At 64.7% G+C, this 14263-nt stretch carries 19 protein-coding genes; all 19 read left to right on the top strand.

Annotated features, from left to right (window positions below):
• The first annotated feature begins 65 nt into the window (after positions 1-65).
• Positions 66-305, top strand: a complete 240-nt coding sequence (locus WBR68_RS30180; RefSeq protein ID WP_127185274.1) for a transcriptional regulator — start codon at positions 66-68, stop codon at positions 303-305.
• A complete protein-coding gene (locus WBR68_RS30175) occupies positions 302-1150 on the top strand; it encodes a YdaU family protein (RefSeq protein WP_230696103.1) in 849 nt (282 codons plus the stop codon). Before WBR68_RS30180 ends, WBR68_RS30175 begins: the two co-directional genes overlap by 4 nt.
• On the top strand, positions 1137-1820 hold the full coding sequence (locus tag WBR68_RS30170) for a hypothetical protein (RefSeq protein ID WP_050449800.1): 684 nt from the start codon (positions 1137-1139) through the stop codon (positions 1818-1820). The genes WBR68_RS30175 and WBR68_RS30170 overlap by 14 nt, the downstream gene beginning before the upstream one ends.
• An 80-nt stretch (positions 1821-1900) precedes the next feature.
• Positions 1901-2311, top strand: a complete 411-nt coding sequence (locus WBR68_RS30165; protein ID WP_127185271.1) for a hypothetical protein — start codon at positions 1901-1903, stop codon at positions 2309-2311.
• On the top strand, positions 2308-2589 hold the full coding sequence (locus WBR68_RS30160; RefSeq protein ID WP_050449803.1) for a hypothetical protein: 282 nt from the start codon (positions 2308-2310) through the stop codon (positions 2587-2589). The genes WBR68_RS30165 and WBR68_RS30160 overlap by 4 nt, the downstream gene beginning before the upstream one ends.
• 89 nt (positions 2590-2678) lie before the next feature.
• Positions 2679-3203 carry a phage neck terminator protein gene (locus WBR68_RS30155; RefSeq protein WP_230696102.1) on the top strand — a complete coding sequence of 175 codons (525 nt, stop codon included), beginning with the start codon at positions 2679-2681 and terminating at the stop codon, positions 3201-3203.
• Between the two features lie 61 nt (positions 3204-3264).
• On the top strand, positions 3265-4623 hold the full coding sequence (locus WBR68_RS30150) for a DUF3383 family protein (RefSeq protein ID WP_230696101.1): 1359 nt from the start codon (positions 3265-3267) through the stop codon (positions 4621-4623).
• A 13-nt stretch (positions 4624-4636) separates the two neighbouring features.
• Positions 4637-5065, top strand: a complete 429-nt coding sequence (locus tag WBR68_RS30145; protein WP_050449806.1) for a phage structural protein — start codon at positions 4637-4639, stop codon at positions 5063-5065.
• Positions 5065-5550, top strand: coding sequence for a phage tail assembly chaperone (locus tag WBR68_RS30140; RefSeq protein WP_230696100.1), 486 nt, complete (start codon positions 5065-5067; stop codon positions 5548-5550). The genes WBR68_RS30145 and WBR68_RS30140 overlap by 1 nt, the downstream gene beginning before the upstream one ends.
• Positions 5547-5696: a hypothetical protein gene (locus tag WBR68_RS30135; RefSeq protein WP_164741192.1), complete on the top strand. Its 150-nt coding sequence runs from the start codon at positions 5547-5549 to the stop codon at positions 5694-5696. Before WBR68_RS30140 ends, WBR68_RS30135 begins: the two co-directional genes overlap by 4 nt.
• Positions 5696-7678: a tape measure protein gene (locus WBR68_RS30130; RefSeq protein ID WP_230696099.1), complete on the top strand. Its 1983-nt coding sequence runs from the start codon at positions 5696-5698 to the stop codon at positions 7676-7678. Before WBR68_RS30135 ends, WBR68_RS30130 begins: the two co-directional genes overlap by 1 nt.
• A gap of 8 nt (positions 7679-7686) precedes the next feature.
• Positions 7687-8274 carry a phage baseplate protein gene (locus WBR68_RS30125; protein ID WP_230696098.1) on the top strand — a complete coding sequence of 196 codons (588 nt, stop codon included), beginning with the start codon at positions 7687-7689 and terminating at the stop codon, positions 8272-8274.
• The gene (locus tag WBR68_RS30120) at positions 8271-8603 is read left to right on the top strand and encodes a phage baseplate plug family protein (protein ID WP_127185265.1); all 333 of its coding nucleotides are present in this window, start codon (positions 8271-8273) and stop codon (positions 8601-8603) included. Before WBR68_RS30125 ends, WBR68_RS30120 begins: the two co-directional genes overlap by 4 nt.
• On the top strand, positions 8590-9531 hold the full coding sequence (locus WBR68_RS30115) for a phage protein (RefSeq protein ID WP_230696097.1): 942 nt from the start codon (positions 8590-8592) through the stop codon (positions 9529-9531). The genes WBR68_RS30120 and WBR68_RS30115 overlap by 14 nt, the downstream gene beginning before the upstream one ends.
• Entirely contained in the window at positions 9528-10223 is a 696-nt protein-coding gene (locus WBR68_RS30110) for a Gp138 family membrane-puncturing spike protein (protein ID WP_127185263.1), read from the top strand. The genes WBR68_RS30115 and WBR68_RS30110 overlap by 4 nt, the downstream gene beginning before the upstream one ends.
• On the top strand, positions 10223-10627 hold the full coding sequence (locus tag WBR68_RS30105; RefSeq protein ID WP_230696096.1) for a hypothetical protein: 405 nt from the start codon (positions 10223-10225) through the stop codon (positions 10625-10627). Before WBR68_RS30110 ends, WBR68_RS30105 begins: the two co-directional genes overlap by 1 nt.
• Before the next feature lie 34 nt (positions 10628-10661).
• The gene (locus WBR68_RS30100) at positions 10662-12113 is read left to right on the top strand and encodes a hypothetical protein (protein ID WP_230696095.1); all 1452 of its coding nucleotides are present in this window, start codon (positions 10662-10664) and stop codon (positions 12111-12113) included.
• Positions 12113-12778, top strand: coding sequence for a DUF2612 domain-containing protein (locus tag WBR68_RS30095; protein ID WP_127185260.1), 666 nt, complete (start codon positions 12113-12115; stop codon positions 12776-12778). Before WBR68_RS30100 ends, WBR68_RS30095 begins: the two co-directional genes overlap by 1 nt.
• Positions 12778-14263 (top strand): hypothetical protein (locus WBR68_RS30090; RefSeq protein ID WP_230696094.1); only part of this gene is annotated, 1486 nt, incomplete at its 3' end. The genes WBR68_RS30095 and WBR68_RS30090, both read left to right, overlap by 1 nt.

Here is a 14263-nt window from a genome sequence, read left to right as displayed (position 1 = left end):
ATGCTATGCAAATTAAACTATAGCATGGCTTGCTAATAAGATGTAGCGTCGCTATAGTTTTGATAATGAACCTACATGACTATTTCGAGTGCGAGGGGGCCATTACCGCTGCGGCGCTGGCTCGACGCGTGGGGGTATCGCCCGCGCTGGTCTACCAGTGGCGCACCGGGCGCCGGCCGGTGCCGGTCAAGCATTGCGCCTTGATTGAGTTGGCCACGTGCGGCTGGGTTACCCGGCGCGACTTGCGTCCCACGGATTGCATTCGAATCTGGCCGGAGCTGGCCGAAGGGCTGAAGGCGCAATGAACTACTACCCCCATCACATTGGCGATTTCAATAGCGCCACGCGGCACCTGACGCGCATCGAACGCAGCGTCTATCGCGATCTGATCGAACTCTATTACGACACCGAAGCCCCCTTGTGCGCGGACGTCGAAAAACTCTGCCGCTTGTTGATCGCGCGCTCAGACGAAGAGCGGGCCGCGGTGGTTCAGGTGCTGAGCGAATTCTTCGTGGACACCGAGCAAGGCTGGCGGCATGCGCGTTGCGATGCCGAGATTGCCCGCTACCACGGCAACAAGGAAGCGAAGTCCGCGGCCGGCAAGGCCAGCGCGGCCAAGCGGGCGCGGCAAGCTGGCCGGCAAGTGAAAGCGGTGGAGGAGACGGCAGTGAAGGCGACGACGGAAGGCGAGGCGGAGCAACAGCCGTTGAACACCCGTGCAACCAACCAAGAACCAGAACCAGAACCAGGAACCCGAAACCAGAAAACACGGGAGCCCGCGCCGAGCAAGCGCAATGTGGGCTTTGACGCCACGGCCATTGCATTGCCCGAATGGCTGGACCGGGCTGACTGGATCAGTTGGGCAGCGGACCGCAAAGCCCGCAAGAAGCCAATTACGGAAGAGGGGGCACGGCGGCAGTTGCAACAGCTTGCGGGCTACCAAGCCGAAGGCATCCCCGCAAGCGCGGTCATCGCCCACAGCATCGCCAGCGGCTATCTGGGCCTGTATCCACCGCGAGACATGCCGCGCGCCGCCGCAAGCAGCCGCGCACGGCAACGCGCCGACTGGTCTTCCGAACTGCGTAGCGTGTTGGCCGAAGGCCGGGCGCGTGGCGAGATCGACATGGGGGTGATCGATGCAAGTCGCTGAATCTTCTATCAATCTGGGCGCGCTGGTTGTCAATGAAATGCACCTGCTGTACGGCGCGAAGTTCGCGCAGCAATGGGAAGGCCTGACCCCGCGCGAGTTGAAGGATTCCTGGAATCAAAAGTTGTCGGGGCTGACCGAGTCGCAAGTCAGGCGAGGGCTGACGGCGTGCCTGACGCGCGAGTGGCCGCCCACGCTGCCCGAATTTCTGAAGCTGTGCTGCCCGTGGCTGATCCCCGAGCTGGCCTATCACGAAGCCGTGCGCGGCGTGTCGGCGCGGCGGCGCGGCGAGACCGGTGATTGGTCGCACCCGGCGGTGTATTGGGCGGCGGTTGGCGTCAGTACGGTGGATTTGCTCAACAGCAATTACGGCGCCATCAAGGCAAGGTGGGAAAGAACCTTGACCGAAGAGCTAAGCCGAGGTGCGTGGCCCGATATTCCACCACCGCGCGCCGCGCTGCCCGCGCCAGGCCAGACGTTGGCCACGCGCGCGCAAGCCGAGGCTGCGTTGAAAAAAATGGGGGCGGGAAAGCTGCTGGAGCCGCGCAGCCGGTCGCATCGCGAATGGATTGATCGATGGGAGGCACGCATCGCGCTTGGCGGTCATCCCACCAAGGCCATCGCCGAGATGCTGACGCACGCCAGGCACACCAACAAGCCGGAGGCTACATGACACGGGGACAGTCAGCGGAACACGCAGCGGAACACCCAAGTGGTCACGCGATCCGCAAACAAACACGAGGCAACAAGACAATGGAAGCAAGGGCAAGCACGCAAGCAGGCTTACCGCGTTGGGTGGAAGACGAAATTCGCAATTGGGCAAGATCGCAATGGGAAGGCGATTGGCCGGGCCCGCGCCGCATGGCGCAAGACGCGCCCGACCTGTGCGCGTTTCCGCCGCTGCCGGGTCACGATGACGACGATGAGCCGCTACGCATTCCGGTGAATCATGAACGCGCGCGCCGTGTGCATGCCCTGTATGAAGCGTTGCCGCTTATTGAACGACGCGTGGTGCAGGCCGAAACCACGCGCCGCGCCGACTACGGAGACCTGCCCGCGCATCTGCGCCAGGAAAAAGCATGCCGCGCCATCGGCGTCACGCTGCCTTACTACAAGGTGGCGCTGGGTAGTTTCAAGCAACAGGTCTGGAGGGAATTCAAATGAAGTACGCGCACGAGGTCATTGATCTGCTGGCGGCGTATCCGGGCCGGAAATTCAGAATGGCCGAGATACTGCGGCATGTCAGCCGTGGCATGCCGTTGACGCCGGCTTCGCAAGAAGCCATGCGGCGCGGCGCACGCCGGGTGCTGGACCATTTGCTGGATGCCGGCCATGTGCATCGTTGCGGCGGCAATACAAAATCCGCGACCTATGCGTGGTCGGAATTGGGACACGCACTTCATAAAAACCCTGCGCATTTGGGACCGGATTTGAGACAATAGCCGCGGGGCATTGCGCCCACACGAAATGCAGCCCGCCTACCTTCAACGGTTCGCGGGCTTTTGTTTTTCCCAACCATTTAATCGCCGACATGACGCCCGATAACGCAATCCTTACGCTGGTAAGCGCCGCAGCTGGTGGCGTGCCGGTAGTGCTTTCCGATGACACCGAAGCCGTTCCCTCACCGCCTTATATCGCCATGGCCGTGCGCTGGGTGCAGACCGGGCCTGCTGAGATGGGCCTTGTGGATGATGACGGCAACCAGCCGGTGCACGACCACCGCGATGCCTTCGTCGAACTGCGCAGCGTTGGCGTTGATGCGTATCGCGCGTTGGACAAGATGGGCCTGACCCTGCGCCATCCCGCTTATGAAGAGCAGGCCGAAGCGCTGGGCCTGGCCTTGTTCGAGGCTGGCCGCATACAGCGCGTGGCGCCTGACAGCGCTGGCGCGGCAAGCGAGCGGCTGGGCGTGCTTGAACTGGGCATCCGCTACGCGCAGACCTATACCGATTTTGTCGGCGTCATTGAAACGGTGGCCGGCACGATCACGACGACGGGCGGCGCCACGCCCACCCTTGAAACCACTTTCTCCGCGAAGACCGATACGGCGCCCTAGCGTCCCGGCCTTCTTAACGCAGTCCCCGCCGCCTTTGGGCGGTTTTTTTTTGGAGCCGCAAATGGCAAAAATCGACCGGATCGTCAATGTGGCGATCTCGCTGAACACCACGGCGATCAAGGAGCAGAATTTTTCTGACCTTCTGATCCTTGGCGCGCACGCGCTGGCCGTCAACCGCATCCTGGCGTTGACCGAGCCGGGCGAGTTGTTGGACATGGGCATGGCGCCGACCGACCCGCTTTACATCGCCGTGCGCGATGCGTTCAAGCAGATTCCGACGGTGGCGCGCGTTTTCGTTGGCCGCCGCCAGGTGGATGCGTCCCGCGTGACCGTCACGCGCGCCGCCGTGTCCGATTACCTTGTGTCGTTGTCGTGGCGCGATGCGCAAGGCGCGGTCCAGAAGCGTGACGTAGCGACGTCGGGCCTGACCGACAGCACGCCCCAGACCCTTGCCACCGCATTGGCCGCCGCCATCGCCGACACCGACGCGCCGGTAACGGCAGCCGCCACGGGCGCCGACGTCACGGTCACCGCCGCCGAGACCGGCCAAGCCGTCGCCATCGCCGTGAAGGGCAACCTGCAACTGGCCGCGCCGGTCAGCACCGAAACCCCGTCGGCCGCGCTGAACGCCTGCCTGCGTGAAAACGGCGACTGGTACGGCGTGGCCTTGGCCAGCCGTGTCGAAGCCGATGTGCTGGACGCCGCCGAGTGGGTGGAATCGAACGAGCGCCTGTTCGGCGTGTCCAGCGCGCAAGCCGGCATCATCGATGCCGCCGCGTCCAACGACATCGCGTCCCAATGCCAGCAGAAGCAGTTCTTCCGCACCCATGTCTGGTACCACGGCCAGGCTGCCAGTGAAGCGCTGGATGCTGCCGTTGCCGCCAACCGCTTCACCTTCTATCCGGGTGGCGAGACGTGGGCCAACACGCGGCTCTCGGGCGTCAGCTATGACAGCCTGACCGAAGGCCAGGCACTGGCCGCGCACGCCAAGAACGCCAACACCTTCGAGCAGATGCGCAACTTTGCCGTGACGCAGAACGGCAAGGTCGCGGCGGGCGAATGGATCGATGTGATCCGTGGCCGCGACTGGTTGGCCGAGCAAGTGAAGATCAACGTTGCGTCGCAATTGATCAACGCCAACGGCAAGGTGCCGTACACCGACGCCGGCATCCAGGTGCTGGTCAACGGCATCCGACAGGCGCTGCTGCTGGGCCAGAGCCGGGGCCTGGTCGCGCCCGATGAAATCGATGACGCGGGCCGCAAGATTCCTGGTTTCGTCATCAACGTGCCGCGCGCGGCCAGCGTGTCGACGAACGACAAAGCCAACCGCATCCTGCGCGACCTGAGCTTCAGCGCCCGCCTTGCCGGCGCCATCCATGTTGCCGAAATCAAGGGCAACCTTACCTACCAACAACTGTAATCGGGGCCTATCCATGTCTGTCAAAACCTACGCACCCAACCAGGTCAAGATCGTGATGGGCGCGCTGCCTATCTCCGGGCTTGCCGAAGACACCTTTGTCACCGTCGCTGAAATCGGCGAAGGCATCGCCTCTGTTGTCGGGGTCGACGGCGAGGTGGCGCGCTCGATGTCGCGCGATTCTCGCTTGCGCATCACGTTGACGCTGATGCAGACCAGCGCCAGCAATGCCGCGCTGACCGCGCTGCACCAGGCCGACCGCGCCACCGAGGGCAACGGCGCCGTGCCGGTGTCGGTGACCGACCTGCGCGGCACGTCGCTGCACGCCTCGGATTCGGCCTGGATCGTCAAGATGCCCGACGCCGGCTACGGCGCCAAGGTGGGCAGCCGCGAATGGACGATCGAGACCGGTCCGGCCATCAACGTGATCGGGGGCAATACCTGATGAGCGCCGTCAAGGAAGTGACCATCGGCACCACCATCTTCCGGATCTCCCGCTTCGACCCGTTCCGACAGTTGAAGCTGCTGGGCGACTTGCAAAAGGAAGTGCTGCCGGCCGCCGGGTCGATGCTGAATTCCGTGTTCAACGTGGAGGACGCCAGCGAAGGCCGCGACGAAAGCGCGATGCTGGACGCGTTCCGGGAACTGTCGGCCAAGCTGGGCGGCGACGCCCTGGGCGGTTGGGCTGAGCGCCTGATCGACCCGGAGCTGGTCAGCTTCGAGCTGGCCGGTCGCGAGCCCCAGAAGCTGACGCCCGCCCATCGCGGCCTGGCCTTTGCCGACTACGCCGAAATCCTGGAGCTGTTGTTCCACATTCTTGAGCACAACTTCGCCGGCCCTTTGGCGCGTTGGGCCGGCCGCTTTGGTCCGGCCCGCGCGAAGCTGGCGAGCCTGTCGGGCGGTTCGACGCAGGCTTCGAAAGAGAGTTGATCATCTGGCGGCCCATCCTGGCCCGCCATGTCAGCCTGGACGCCGCCAAGCGCGGCGACATCGATCTGCTGGACATCCTGAAGCTCAATGCGCTGATGGATGCCCAGCAGGCCGCGCAGGCTGCGGCAGATAACAAGGCGAGGTAATGATGATCTTGGTACGAGAGGTGGTGACGCTGCTGCGCTACCAGGTGGACACAAGCGGCTTGCAGGCTTACCAGCAGGCGTTTGAAGCCATGCTGAAATCCATGGCTAACGCAACCGTGCAGGCCAGCGCCACCATGCGCCGCGCGTTGGCGGGCGTGTTGCCCAGCGTGGTGAGCACGCAGCAGGCGATAAGCGGCTTGGCGACAAGCAGACCGGCAACAAGCGGTCAGCCAACCAGCGGCCAGCCAACCAGCGGCCAGCCAACGCGCCGGCAGTCAACAAGCTTGCAGTCGCAAGGCACTGTGGTCCGCCCGCAAGGCGGCATCCCGGCGCCCCGCCAGCACGCGGCCGCGCTGAGTGGCTTGCGCGGCGTCGTTGAACTGACGCTTGGCGCATCGCCGCTCAAGCGCATCCTGAGCGACATCGACGCCTGGGTGCAAATCCAGGAACGCCTGCGGCAAGCAGCGGGGTCGGGCGCGCAAGCGGCCGAGGCCGATCGCGACCTGGTCCGCGTGTCGCGCGCCAGCCGCACGCCGTATGCCGACAACGTCGACACCTATGCCCGGGCCGCGCAGACGCTGCAAGACCACGGGCGTTCCCCGCGTGACGCTGCTGGTATCACCGAGGCCGTGGCCTTGGCCATGCGCTTGTCGCAGACCCCGGCCGAGGACCGGGGCGGTGTCGTGGCGGCGCTGTTGAAGATGGTGGAACAGGGCAGGCTGGGCCTTGAGGAATACAACGCGCTGCCTCGGCGCATGCAGGATGCGTTGGCTGCCGGCCTGAATGTGGACCGCGGCCAGTTGCGCCAGCAGGTGCAAGGCGGCCAGGTCACCGCCGACCGCGCCTTGCCCGCGCTGCAATCGCAGTTGCCCGCCATGCGCGCGGAAGCCGAGGCGGCGCCCGCGTCCATCACGGCAGCGATGACGGTGTTCAACGACGCCTTGCAGCGCTATGTCGGCCAGGCCTTGCCGGCAGGCCGCAGCGTGCTGAACGGGGTGACGGCGTCGATCCTGTTCCTGGCCGACAACATTGACGCGGTCGTCAAACTGCTGGCACTGACGGGCGCCAGCATCGGGCTGGTCTCGCTGGGCAACTGGCTGCGGCGCGCCAGCGTGCTGGCCTATGGCCTGTGGCAGATCCTGTCCCCGGTCGGCGGATTCTTGCTGAACCTGGCAAGAGTCGTCGTGCCGATGCTGTGGAACGCGTTTGCCATGACGCCGATCGGCCGGATCATTTCGTTGATCGGCATGCTGGCGGTTGCGCTGTGGCAGGTCTGGGAAAACTGGGATGTGATCAAGGCGTACATCTCGGCATCCTGGGATGCGCTGATGGCGATGGCCCTCGATTCCTTCCTGGGGCCGGTCATTGAATATATCCAGGCTATCTGGCAGTTCTGGACCGAGCTTGTCAACGGCGTCGTGGCCGTCTTCAAGGGCGACTGGGACGGCGCCATCGCGCATTGGGCGGGGGCGTTCAACGGCTTGTGGACGTTCTTCTCGAACATGGGCGGGCGGATGATGGCCACGATCAAACAGATCGGCGGCGCCATCCAGACCTGGGTGCTGGACAAGCTTAAGGTGGCCAAGGACTGGTTCCTGAGCTTGTTGCCAGACGTGTTTAAGTCCGAATCCGAGGCACCGGCGTCGGTGATGGACGCTTTGCCACCGGGAGGGCAGCAGGGCATGCCACATGGCATGCACTCGGGCGCATTGTCGAACGACCAAGCTGCATGGTGGGCCGTGGCAAGCGGCGTTTCGCTTCCGCTCGTGCCTCCGGCCAATGTGGTCGGCCCCAAGGCGCTGCTCGGGCGCGCGCCATCCAACTACCAAAGCCTCAACAATATCGTCGTCAACGTGCCGGCTGGCGATCCTCATGTTGTGAGCAAGGCGGTGGCCGATGGCGTGAGTCAGGGCCACCAACGCAGTTATCAGAGCCTGTCGCAGACGTATGACGTGACGCCCGGCGTCGAGAGTCCCCCATAGGAGTGGCAATGAACTTTGTTTCCATGATCTTCGGATGGCACGGCGGCAGCAGCATCGGGACGCTGCCCTTGGACGCGCTGGTCAACGAAAAGACCACGCTAACCAGCCGCGCGACGTCGTTTGCCGTGGAAGACGGCCCGCCCGTGACGGACCACGTGGTGGCGGACTCCGAGCAGCTGACGCTTGATGGCTGGGTGACGGCGGCTGACATCAGCTTGCTGGGCGGTCTGCGCGGCACGGCCTTGGGCGCCGGTCGGTCAAAGTTGATCGGCGCCAAGGACGCATTGCGCAAGATCCACGCGGACCGCCTGCCCATCACCATCACAACCGGGCTGGATGTTTACGCCGACTTCGTGATGGAAAGCTGCTCCATCGGGCGTAGCAACGGCGCCGGCGACCGCTTCGAACTATCCGCCAGCTTCAAGCGCATCCGCAAGGTGACCTTGCGGCAGGCAGATATCCCTCCGGAAAAAACCTCGGGCAGCGCAACGGGCAAGGCCGGCACCACCAAGGCCAACGCGGGTAAGCAGAACGGCGTGCCCGCCAGCCAGAAGCAGCACGATGTTTTCAACGCGAAAGGAATCCTCAACACATGATCCAGATACTCGTTCCCGACGCCAACGACAGCATTACCGAAATGGAGCTGGACGGCATGACTTATTTTTTGCGCCTGTCCTGGAACAACGAGGCGCAGCAATGGGTGCTGTCCATCGAGAACGCCTACAACGAACTGATCGTGGCGGGCATTGTTGTGGTGCCGGACACCCGCTTGTTGGCGGGATACCGGCATCTGGCCGTGCCCGCCGGTGAACTGGTGGCCTTGGCGCCCGACCGCCGCGACACCATCAGCCGTGCGGCGCTGCCGTCCAGCGAGGTGGCGCTGTTCTACGTCAACGCCGACGAGGTGGCCAATGGCCAGGTTTGACCGCGTTTACCGGCTGCTTGTCGGCAAGCCCGGCGGGCAAGGCCTGGAGATCGTCCCGCCCATCCGCATGACGTTCGACATTGCCAAGACTGCCGCCGAAGAGTCCAACGACGCCAAGATCACCGTGTACAACCTGGCCGCGCAAACCCGCCGCACGCTGGAAGAACCCGGCCTGCGCTGCGTGCTGTACGCGGGCTATGCGCAAGAGGGCGGCCCCTTGCTGATGGCGTCCGGCAGCATCGTGTATGCGTATACCCGCTATGACCAGCCGAACGTGGTGACGGAATTGACGGTCAAGGACGGCTATGTCGAAGTCCGCGACACGGCGATTTCAATCGGCCTGGGGCCTGGCGCGCGCGCCAGCGACATCATCCGCGACATTGCGCGGCAGATGGGTCTGCCGCTGATCATGGCCGACGATGCGCCCGACCGTCGGTGGGAGCAGGGCTTTTCCTTCTACGGCGCGGCACGCACGGCGCTGCATAAGGTTACGCAGGGCACCGGGCTGGAATGGTCGATCCAGAACCAGCAGTTGCAGGTGGTGCAGCGGCTGGGCACCACGCGGCGCCAAGCCGTTGTGCTGGCCGTGGATACCGGCTTGCTGGGTCAACCCGAACGCACCCGGGCGGCAGCCAGCGAGAAGGCGAAATCGAAGGCAAAGGCGCCGGGGCAGGCGGGTGTCGCGGCGCCTGCCGGCACGGCCACGCCCGCCAGCGGCCAGCAGCAGCGCGACGGCTGGAAGGTCAAGTCGCTGTTGCTGCCGACCATCAGCCCGGGTGATCTGGTCAAGCTGGAAAGCCGTTCGGTAGAAGCGTTTCAACGCGCGGAAACCGTGCGCCATACAGGCGATAGCGAAGGCGGTGACTGGCAAACGGAATTGACGCTGGTAGATCCTCATCCGCCCGCCACAAAGAAGGAGCAGTCATGAGCAATGCGGTAACCCTTATCCGCCGGCTTATCGCCACGGAACTGGCGGACGTCTACACGACGCTGCCGGGCGAAGTCGTCACCTATGACGGCACCTTCGTCACGGCCCGCCCCGCGCTGGCCAAAAGATTGGCCAACGGCGACGTCTTGCCGCCGCCGCAGGTGGTGCGCGTGCCGGTGTGTTGGCCGGTGGGCGATGTGAACGGCGCGCAGGCGCTGATCTCGGTGCCGCTGGCGCCGGGTGACGCGATCAAACTGTCGTTCTCGGCCCGCGCGCTGGAGAACTGGCTGGCGGGCGACAACGGCCCACCGGATGACCCGCGCCAGTTTGATTTGTCGGACGCGTTTGCCTCGCCGCTGCTGCGGCCGGGCACGATGGCGGCCGATACGCAGAATGTCAGCATCCAGTACGGGCCGGGTACGTTGAAGCTATCCCCAGCGGGCGACCTGACGTTTCAAGTCAAGACCTGGACGGTGCAAGCGGAACAAGCCACCTTCAACACCCCGGTCACGATCAACGGGCCGCTGACCTATACGCAAGGCATGTCGGGCGAGGGCGGCCAGGGCGGCGCGTCGATGCGCATCCGTGGCGGCGTGGCCTATGAAGGCGGCGCGATCACGCACAACGGCAAGAGCATCGGCGACGCGCATCGCCACGCCTACGCGGGCGGCACGACCGAGGGGCCAATCTGATGACCCTGGACCTTGCCTTGTCCGCCGACCACGATCTGGACCTGGACCTGCTTGGCCGCGCGTCGTTCGTGGATGGCGCCGAGCGTATCGCGCAGCAGATCAACACCACCTTGCTCGCCTTCATGGGCGAGTGGTTTCTAGACACCAGCTTCGGTGTTCCGTACTTCGAGGACGTGCTGGTGAAGTCGCCCGACCGCGCCAGCATCGAAGCCATCTTCCGCGCCCGAATCCGCGCGGTGCCGGGCGTGACGCAGGTGCAGGCAATGCAGTTGCAGATGGAGCGCCAACTGCGTGTGCTGCGGGTCACTTACCAAGCCGACACCGCCTACGGGCGGCTGGACCGCGTGGTGCTGCTGGGGGCGTCTTCGGGCGCGTCGTCCCGCAGCTCATCAAGTACGTCTTAGCCCCTTCCTTTCCCTTATTTTTGTTGAGGTACCTATGGCCTACGGTGTCACACCGGACGGGTTCGTACGCCCGCGCCTGCCCGAAATCCGCCAGGAGATCGTGGCGGACCTGCGCGCGCGCATGCAATCCGCCGGATTCAATGGCGCGGTGGAAACCCGCCCCGACAGTATTACCGGCCTGCTGATCGACACCTTCGCGGAACGCGAAGCCACGTTGTGGGAGCAGGCCGAAGGCGTGTACTACGCGATGTACCCGGGGTCGGCGACGGGCGTGTCGCTGGACCGCTCGGTGTCGTTCACCGGCGTATCGCGCTACCGCGACGAACCCTCGCGAGCCTATGTGGTGCTGTATGGCACGCCGGGCACGACGGTGCCGGCGGGCGCGCAAGTGCGGCATCGCGTCAGCCAGAATGTGTGGGCGCTGGACAGCGCCACGCGGATCTTGCCCGGCGCGGCGGCGGATGTGACGTTGCAGCCCGCCATTGCCCCGCATACCGCGTACACGGTATCGATCGATGGCGTGGACCATTCCTACACCAGCGGCACCACCGCGAATCTGCCCCAGGTGCTGGCGGGATTGGTGGCGGCGCTGGCCGCCAGCGGCCTGGAGGTCTCGAGCGATGGCGTCGCCGTGCGGATCCATTCCGACGGCCGCCAGTCCGTGGCATTTGCGTGGTCGGCCAGCTTGTCCTTGATCCGTCTGGGGGCGCCCGCCTTGGTGACCACGATCGGCGCGTCCGCCGAAGGCGCCGCCGTGGGAGACCTGAACGGAATCATTACGCAGGTCGACGGATGGGAGGCGGTCAACAACCTGCAAGACGGCGTGGCGGGCCGCCTGGCGGAAACCGCCGCCGAGTTGCGCGCCCGCTACCCGACCGGCCTGTTCCGGCTGGGCGCGGCCACGCTACCCAGCATTGCCCCCAACGTGCGCGACCGCGTGGCCGGCGTGCGTACCGTCAAAGTCTTCACGAACAGCACGGACACGCCGGATGCGCTGGGCCGGCCGCCGCACAGCGTGCATGTGGTGGCCGACGGCGGCCTGGACGACGAAGTGGCCGACGCCATCTTCCGTGTGGTGGCGGCCGGCATCGACACTCACGGGCAGCGCCGGGTGGTGGTCAAGGACGCGGACGGCGCGGACCAGGTGATCCGTTTCGACCGGCCCGAACGCGTCTATCTGTGGCTGCGCTGCGCCACCACCTTGTTGCCGCCGTCGGAACAAGCGTTTCCGCCCGATGGCTTTCAGCGTATTGCCGACAGCCTGGCCCAGGTAGGCGAAGGCTTCAGCATTGGCGAGGACGTTGTCCTGCAACGGTTGTACGGCGCAATTTTTCGCACGCCGGGGCTGACGTCGGTGGATTTGACGCTGGCTTATTCGACCGATCCCGCCTTCAGGCCGACGCCCGCCGACTATCTCGCGGCAAACGTCACGATCCAGGACTTTCAGGTGGCGGCGTTTGATCTGTCGCGCATCGAGGTGGCGTGATGGATCTGAACCAAGATCATGCACAGGTGGCCTGGGGCCATTGGCTGGGGCAGTTTCAAACCAAGCGGCGGCTGGAAGCGTTGGTCAAGGCGCTGCTCAAACCCGCCCAGGGGCTGCAAGGCGCGTTGCGCGCGCTGTACGAAGACCGTTGGCTGGATACGGCGGTGGGCAGGCAGCTGGATGGCATCGGCGAGATCGTGGGCTTGCCGCGCGTCATCGATGAAGCGATCTACATCCGATTCTTCGGCTTCGACGGGCAGCCGAATGTGGGCAGCTTTGGCGTAGCGCGGTTTCGCCGCGCCAACGAGCGCGCGCTGGCCGGGTCCACCACGCTGCTTGATGCCGAATACCGCAAGTTGCTGTACTGGAAGATCGCCTTGAACAACGGCCACGGCACCACGCCCGAGATCGCCAGTTCGCTCAAGCCGATCTTCGATGTGACGCGGGTCGTGGTGCAGAACGCCGGCAACGCAAAGATCCGCATCTGGGTCAGCCGCATACCCGGCCCCAACGACCCACTCATGGCCAACCCCTACAAGTGGGTGCCCCAAGCCGCCGGCGTCGGCGTGCAACTCATCACCGGCTCGACCGAAAAGCCCTTCGGCTTTCGCGAGCAAGGTTTCTTTGGCTTTGGCGTCGGCGTGCTGGCGCGAGGGATTTACTGATGGCAGACCCTACTTTTTTCGACCTCTTCAAATCAACCTGGGCACAGAACGGCCTGACCGAAGGCATTACCGACCTGCAATACAAGGCGGGTTGGGCATTCATCGGATCCGTGCCGCCTTCGGTCGAGCAATTCAACAAGGTGCAGCAGACCACCGACGAACGCCTGGCCTGGCTGTACAAGCAGTTGGACGGCCTGGCGGCGGTCACGGGCCGACCGCTGGCGGCCACGGGCTTTGACGCGCTGAGCTATGCGCTGCAAAACCTGGACGCCGGCAACCTGAAGACCGGTACCTTGCCCGTGGCGCGGGGCGGCACGGGCTTGGGGGCCGTCGCTGCAGGTTCGTATGTGACGGGTGCGGGCTCGGGCGCGCTGGCATCGCGCACGCCGGCTCAGGTGCTGGAAGACATTCAGGCGCTGCCGAAGGCGGGGGGAAATGTCAGTGGGCCGATCGTCTTGGGAGCTGGCGCGGCTCTTGGTAGCCAGTACGGATCCAATTCGACATCGGGTCAAACGGCGCATGTCGTGCTGCCGGCCGGCGGCGGATTTTCGACACACACCGCCACCGTCACCGGTGCAATGAAGATCACCTTGCCGGCAGCGGCGGTCGATGCAAACACGATGATCCGTCTTCGGGTCGAGATCTTCGAGTCGCTGGCTGATGGACCGCCTGTGACGATCCTGATCCATGGCTATGCTCAGACCAGCAAGGTATGGGGTCGGCAGGGAGCGACGATACTTGCCGGCGGCGTCGGATCAGACATGCCCGTGCGGTTTGGGTCTGACTCGAACGGCGCCCTGTGTATCTGGCTGGGCGAGTTGAACAGGGCTTGGTCGTACCCGTCCGTGACCGTGTCGGAGGTGATGGCGAAGGGCAACGCCACCGAGGCATCCGTTGCGGGCTGGGCAAGCGGCTGGAAGGTGGAACCGGTCACCGCGTTTGAGACGGTTTCCCAAGTCGCTGCGCTCAGCAACCTGGCTTTCGCTCGTTCGGATATCCCGCGAGTGACCGGCCTGCAGGCGGCGCTGGATGCGCGCATACCCGCCGTGTCCCTGACCAACTTGCCAACGACCAACGTCGGGCCGGTCTTGGTTGCTGAAGTCGCGGAAGTCTGGGTCTGGGTCTCCACCAGCTTCTATACCGGCTATCGGTCGCCCCTTTGCGGCCGCCCTCTGGACGGCCACACCGTCACGCCACTCGCGAGCGAAGTAGACGCGGTAGGCGGAATTCTTCAGAAGTCCGCTTATGCAGCCCTATGGGGATACGCGCAGGAAAATGGCCTTGTGCTGACGCAGGCCAATTGGGAAGCGCGCCGAGGCGGCCATTACTTCGTCAACCTCGACGCCGACACGTTCCGCGTTCCAGACCTGCGCGATATGTTCCGCCGGTTTACCGGAACTGACGCTGACACTGCAAATGCGAGGGCATTGGGTTCTAAGCAATCCGACCAGTTCCGAAGCCACGGCCACGCGCAGAACGCGGCCA

The organism is Achromobacter sp. JD-1 (assembly GCF_038594925.1).
GTDB lineage: Bacteria > Pseudomonadota > Gammaproteobacteria > Burkholderiales > Burkholderiaceae_B > Achromobacter > Achromobacter spanius_C.
Note: the sequence above shows the minus strand (reverse complement) of the source record. Positions and strands in the feature narration are given on the sequence as shown.

Coding starts and splice junctions, on each gene's coding strand:
- WBR68_RS30130 (WP_230696099.1), top strand. CDS start 5,696: ATGATGATCTTGGTACGAGAGGTGGTGACGCTGCTGCGCTACCAGGTG.
- WBR68_RS30140 (WP_230696100.1), top strand. CDS start 5,065: ATGAGCGCCGTCAAGGAAGTGACCATCGGCACCACCATCTTCCGGATC.
- WBR68_RS30120 (WP_127185265.1), top strand. CDS start 8,271: ATGATCCAGATACTCGTTCCCGACGCCAACGACAGCATTACCGAAATG.
- WBR68_RS30150 (WP_230696101.1), top strand. CDS start 3,265: ATGGCAAAAATCGACCGGATCGTCAATGTGGCGATCTCGCTGAACACC.
- WBR68_RS30155 (WP_230696102.1), top strand. CDS start 2,679: ATGACGCCCGATAACGCAATCCTTACGCTGGTAAGCGCCGCAGCTGGT.
- WBR68_RS30160 (WP_050449803.1), top strand. CDS start 2,308: ATGAAGTACGCGCACGAGGTCATTGATCTGCTGGCGGCGTATCCGGGC.
- WBR68_RS30180 (WP_127185274.1), top strand. CDS start 66: ATGAACCTACATGACTATTTCGAGTGCGAGGGGGCCATTACCGCTGCG.
- WBR68_RS30165 (WP_127185271.1), top strand. CDS start 1,901: ATGGAAGCAAGGGCAAGCACGCAAGCAGGCTTACCGCGTTGGGTGGAA.
- WBR68_RS30175 (WP_230696103.1), top strand. CDS start 302: ATGAACTACTACCCCCATCACATTGGCGATTTCAATAGCGCCACGCGG.
- WBR68_RS30105 (WP_230696096.1), top strand. CDS start 10,223: ATGACCCTGGACCTTGCCTTGTCCGCCGACCACGATCTGGACCTGGAC.
- WBR68_RS30100 (WP_230696095.1), top strand. CDS start 10,662: ATGGCCTACGGTGTCACACCGGACGGGTTCGTACGCCCGCGCCTGCCC.
- WBR68_RS30115 (WP_230696097.1), top strand. CDS start 8,590: ATGGCCAGGTTTGACCGCGTTTACCGGCTGCTTGTCGGCAAGCCCGGC.
- WBR68_RS30170 (WP_050449800.1), top strand. CDS start 1,137: ATGCAAGTCGCTGAATCTTCTATCAATCTGGGCGCGCTGGTTGTCAAT.
- WBR68_RS30125 (WP_230696098.1), top strand. CDS start 7,687: ATGAACTTTGTTTCCATGATCTTCGGATGGCACGGCGGCAGCAGCATC.
- WBR68_RS30095 (WP_127185260.1), top strand. CDS start 12,113: ATGGATCTGAACCAAGATCATGCACAGGTGGCCTGGGGCCATTGGCTG.
- WBR68_RS30145 (WP_050449806.1), top strand. CDS start 4,637: ATGTCTGTCAAAACCTACGCACCCAACCAGGTCAAGATCGTGATGGGC.
- WBR68_RS30110 (WP_127185263.1), top strand. CDS start 9,528: ATGAGCAATGCGGTAACCCTTATCCGCCGGCTTATCGCCACGGAACTG.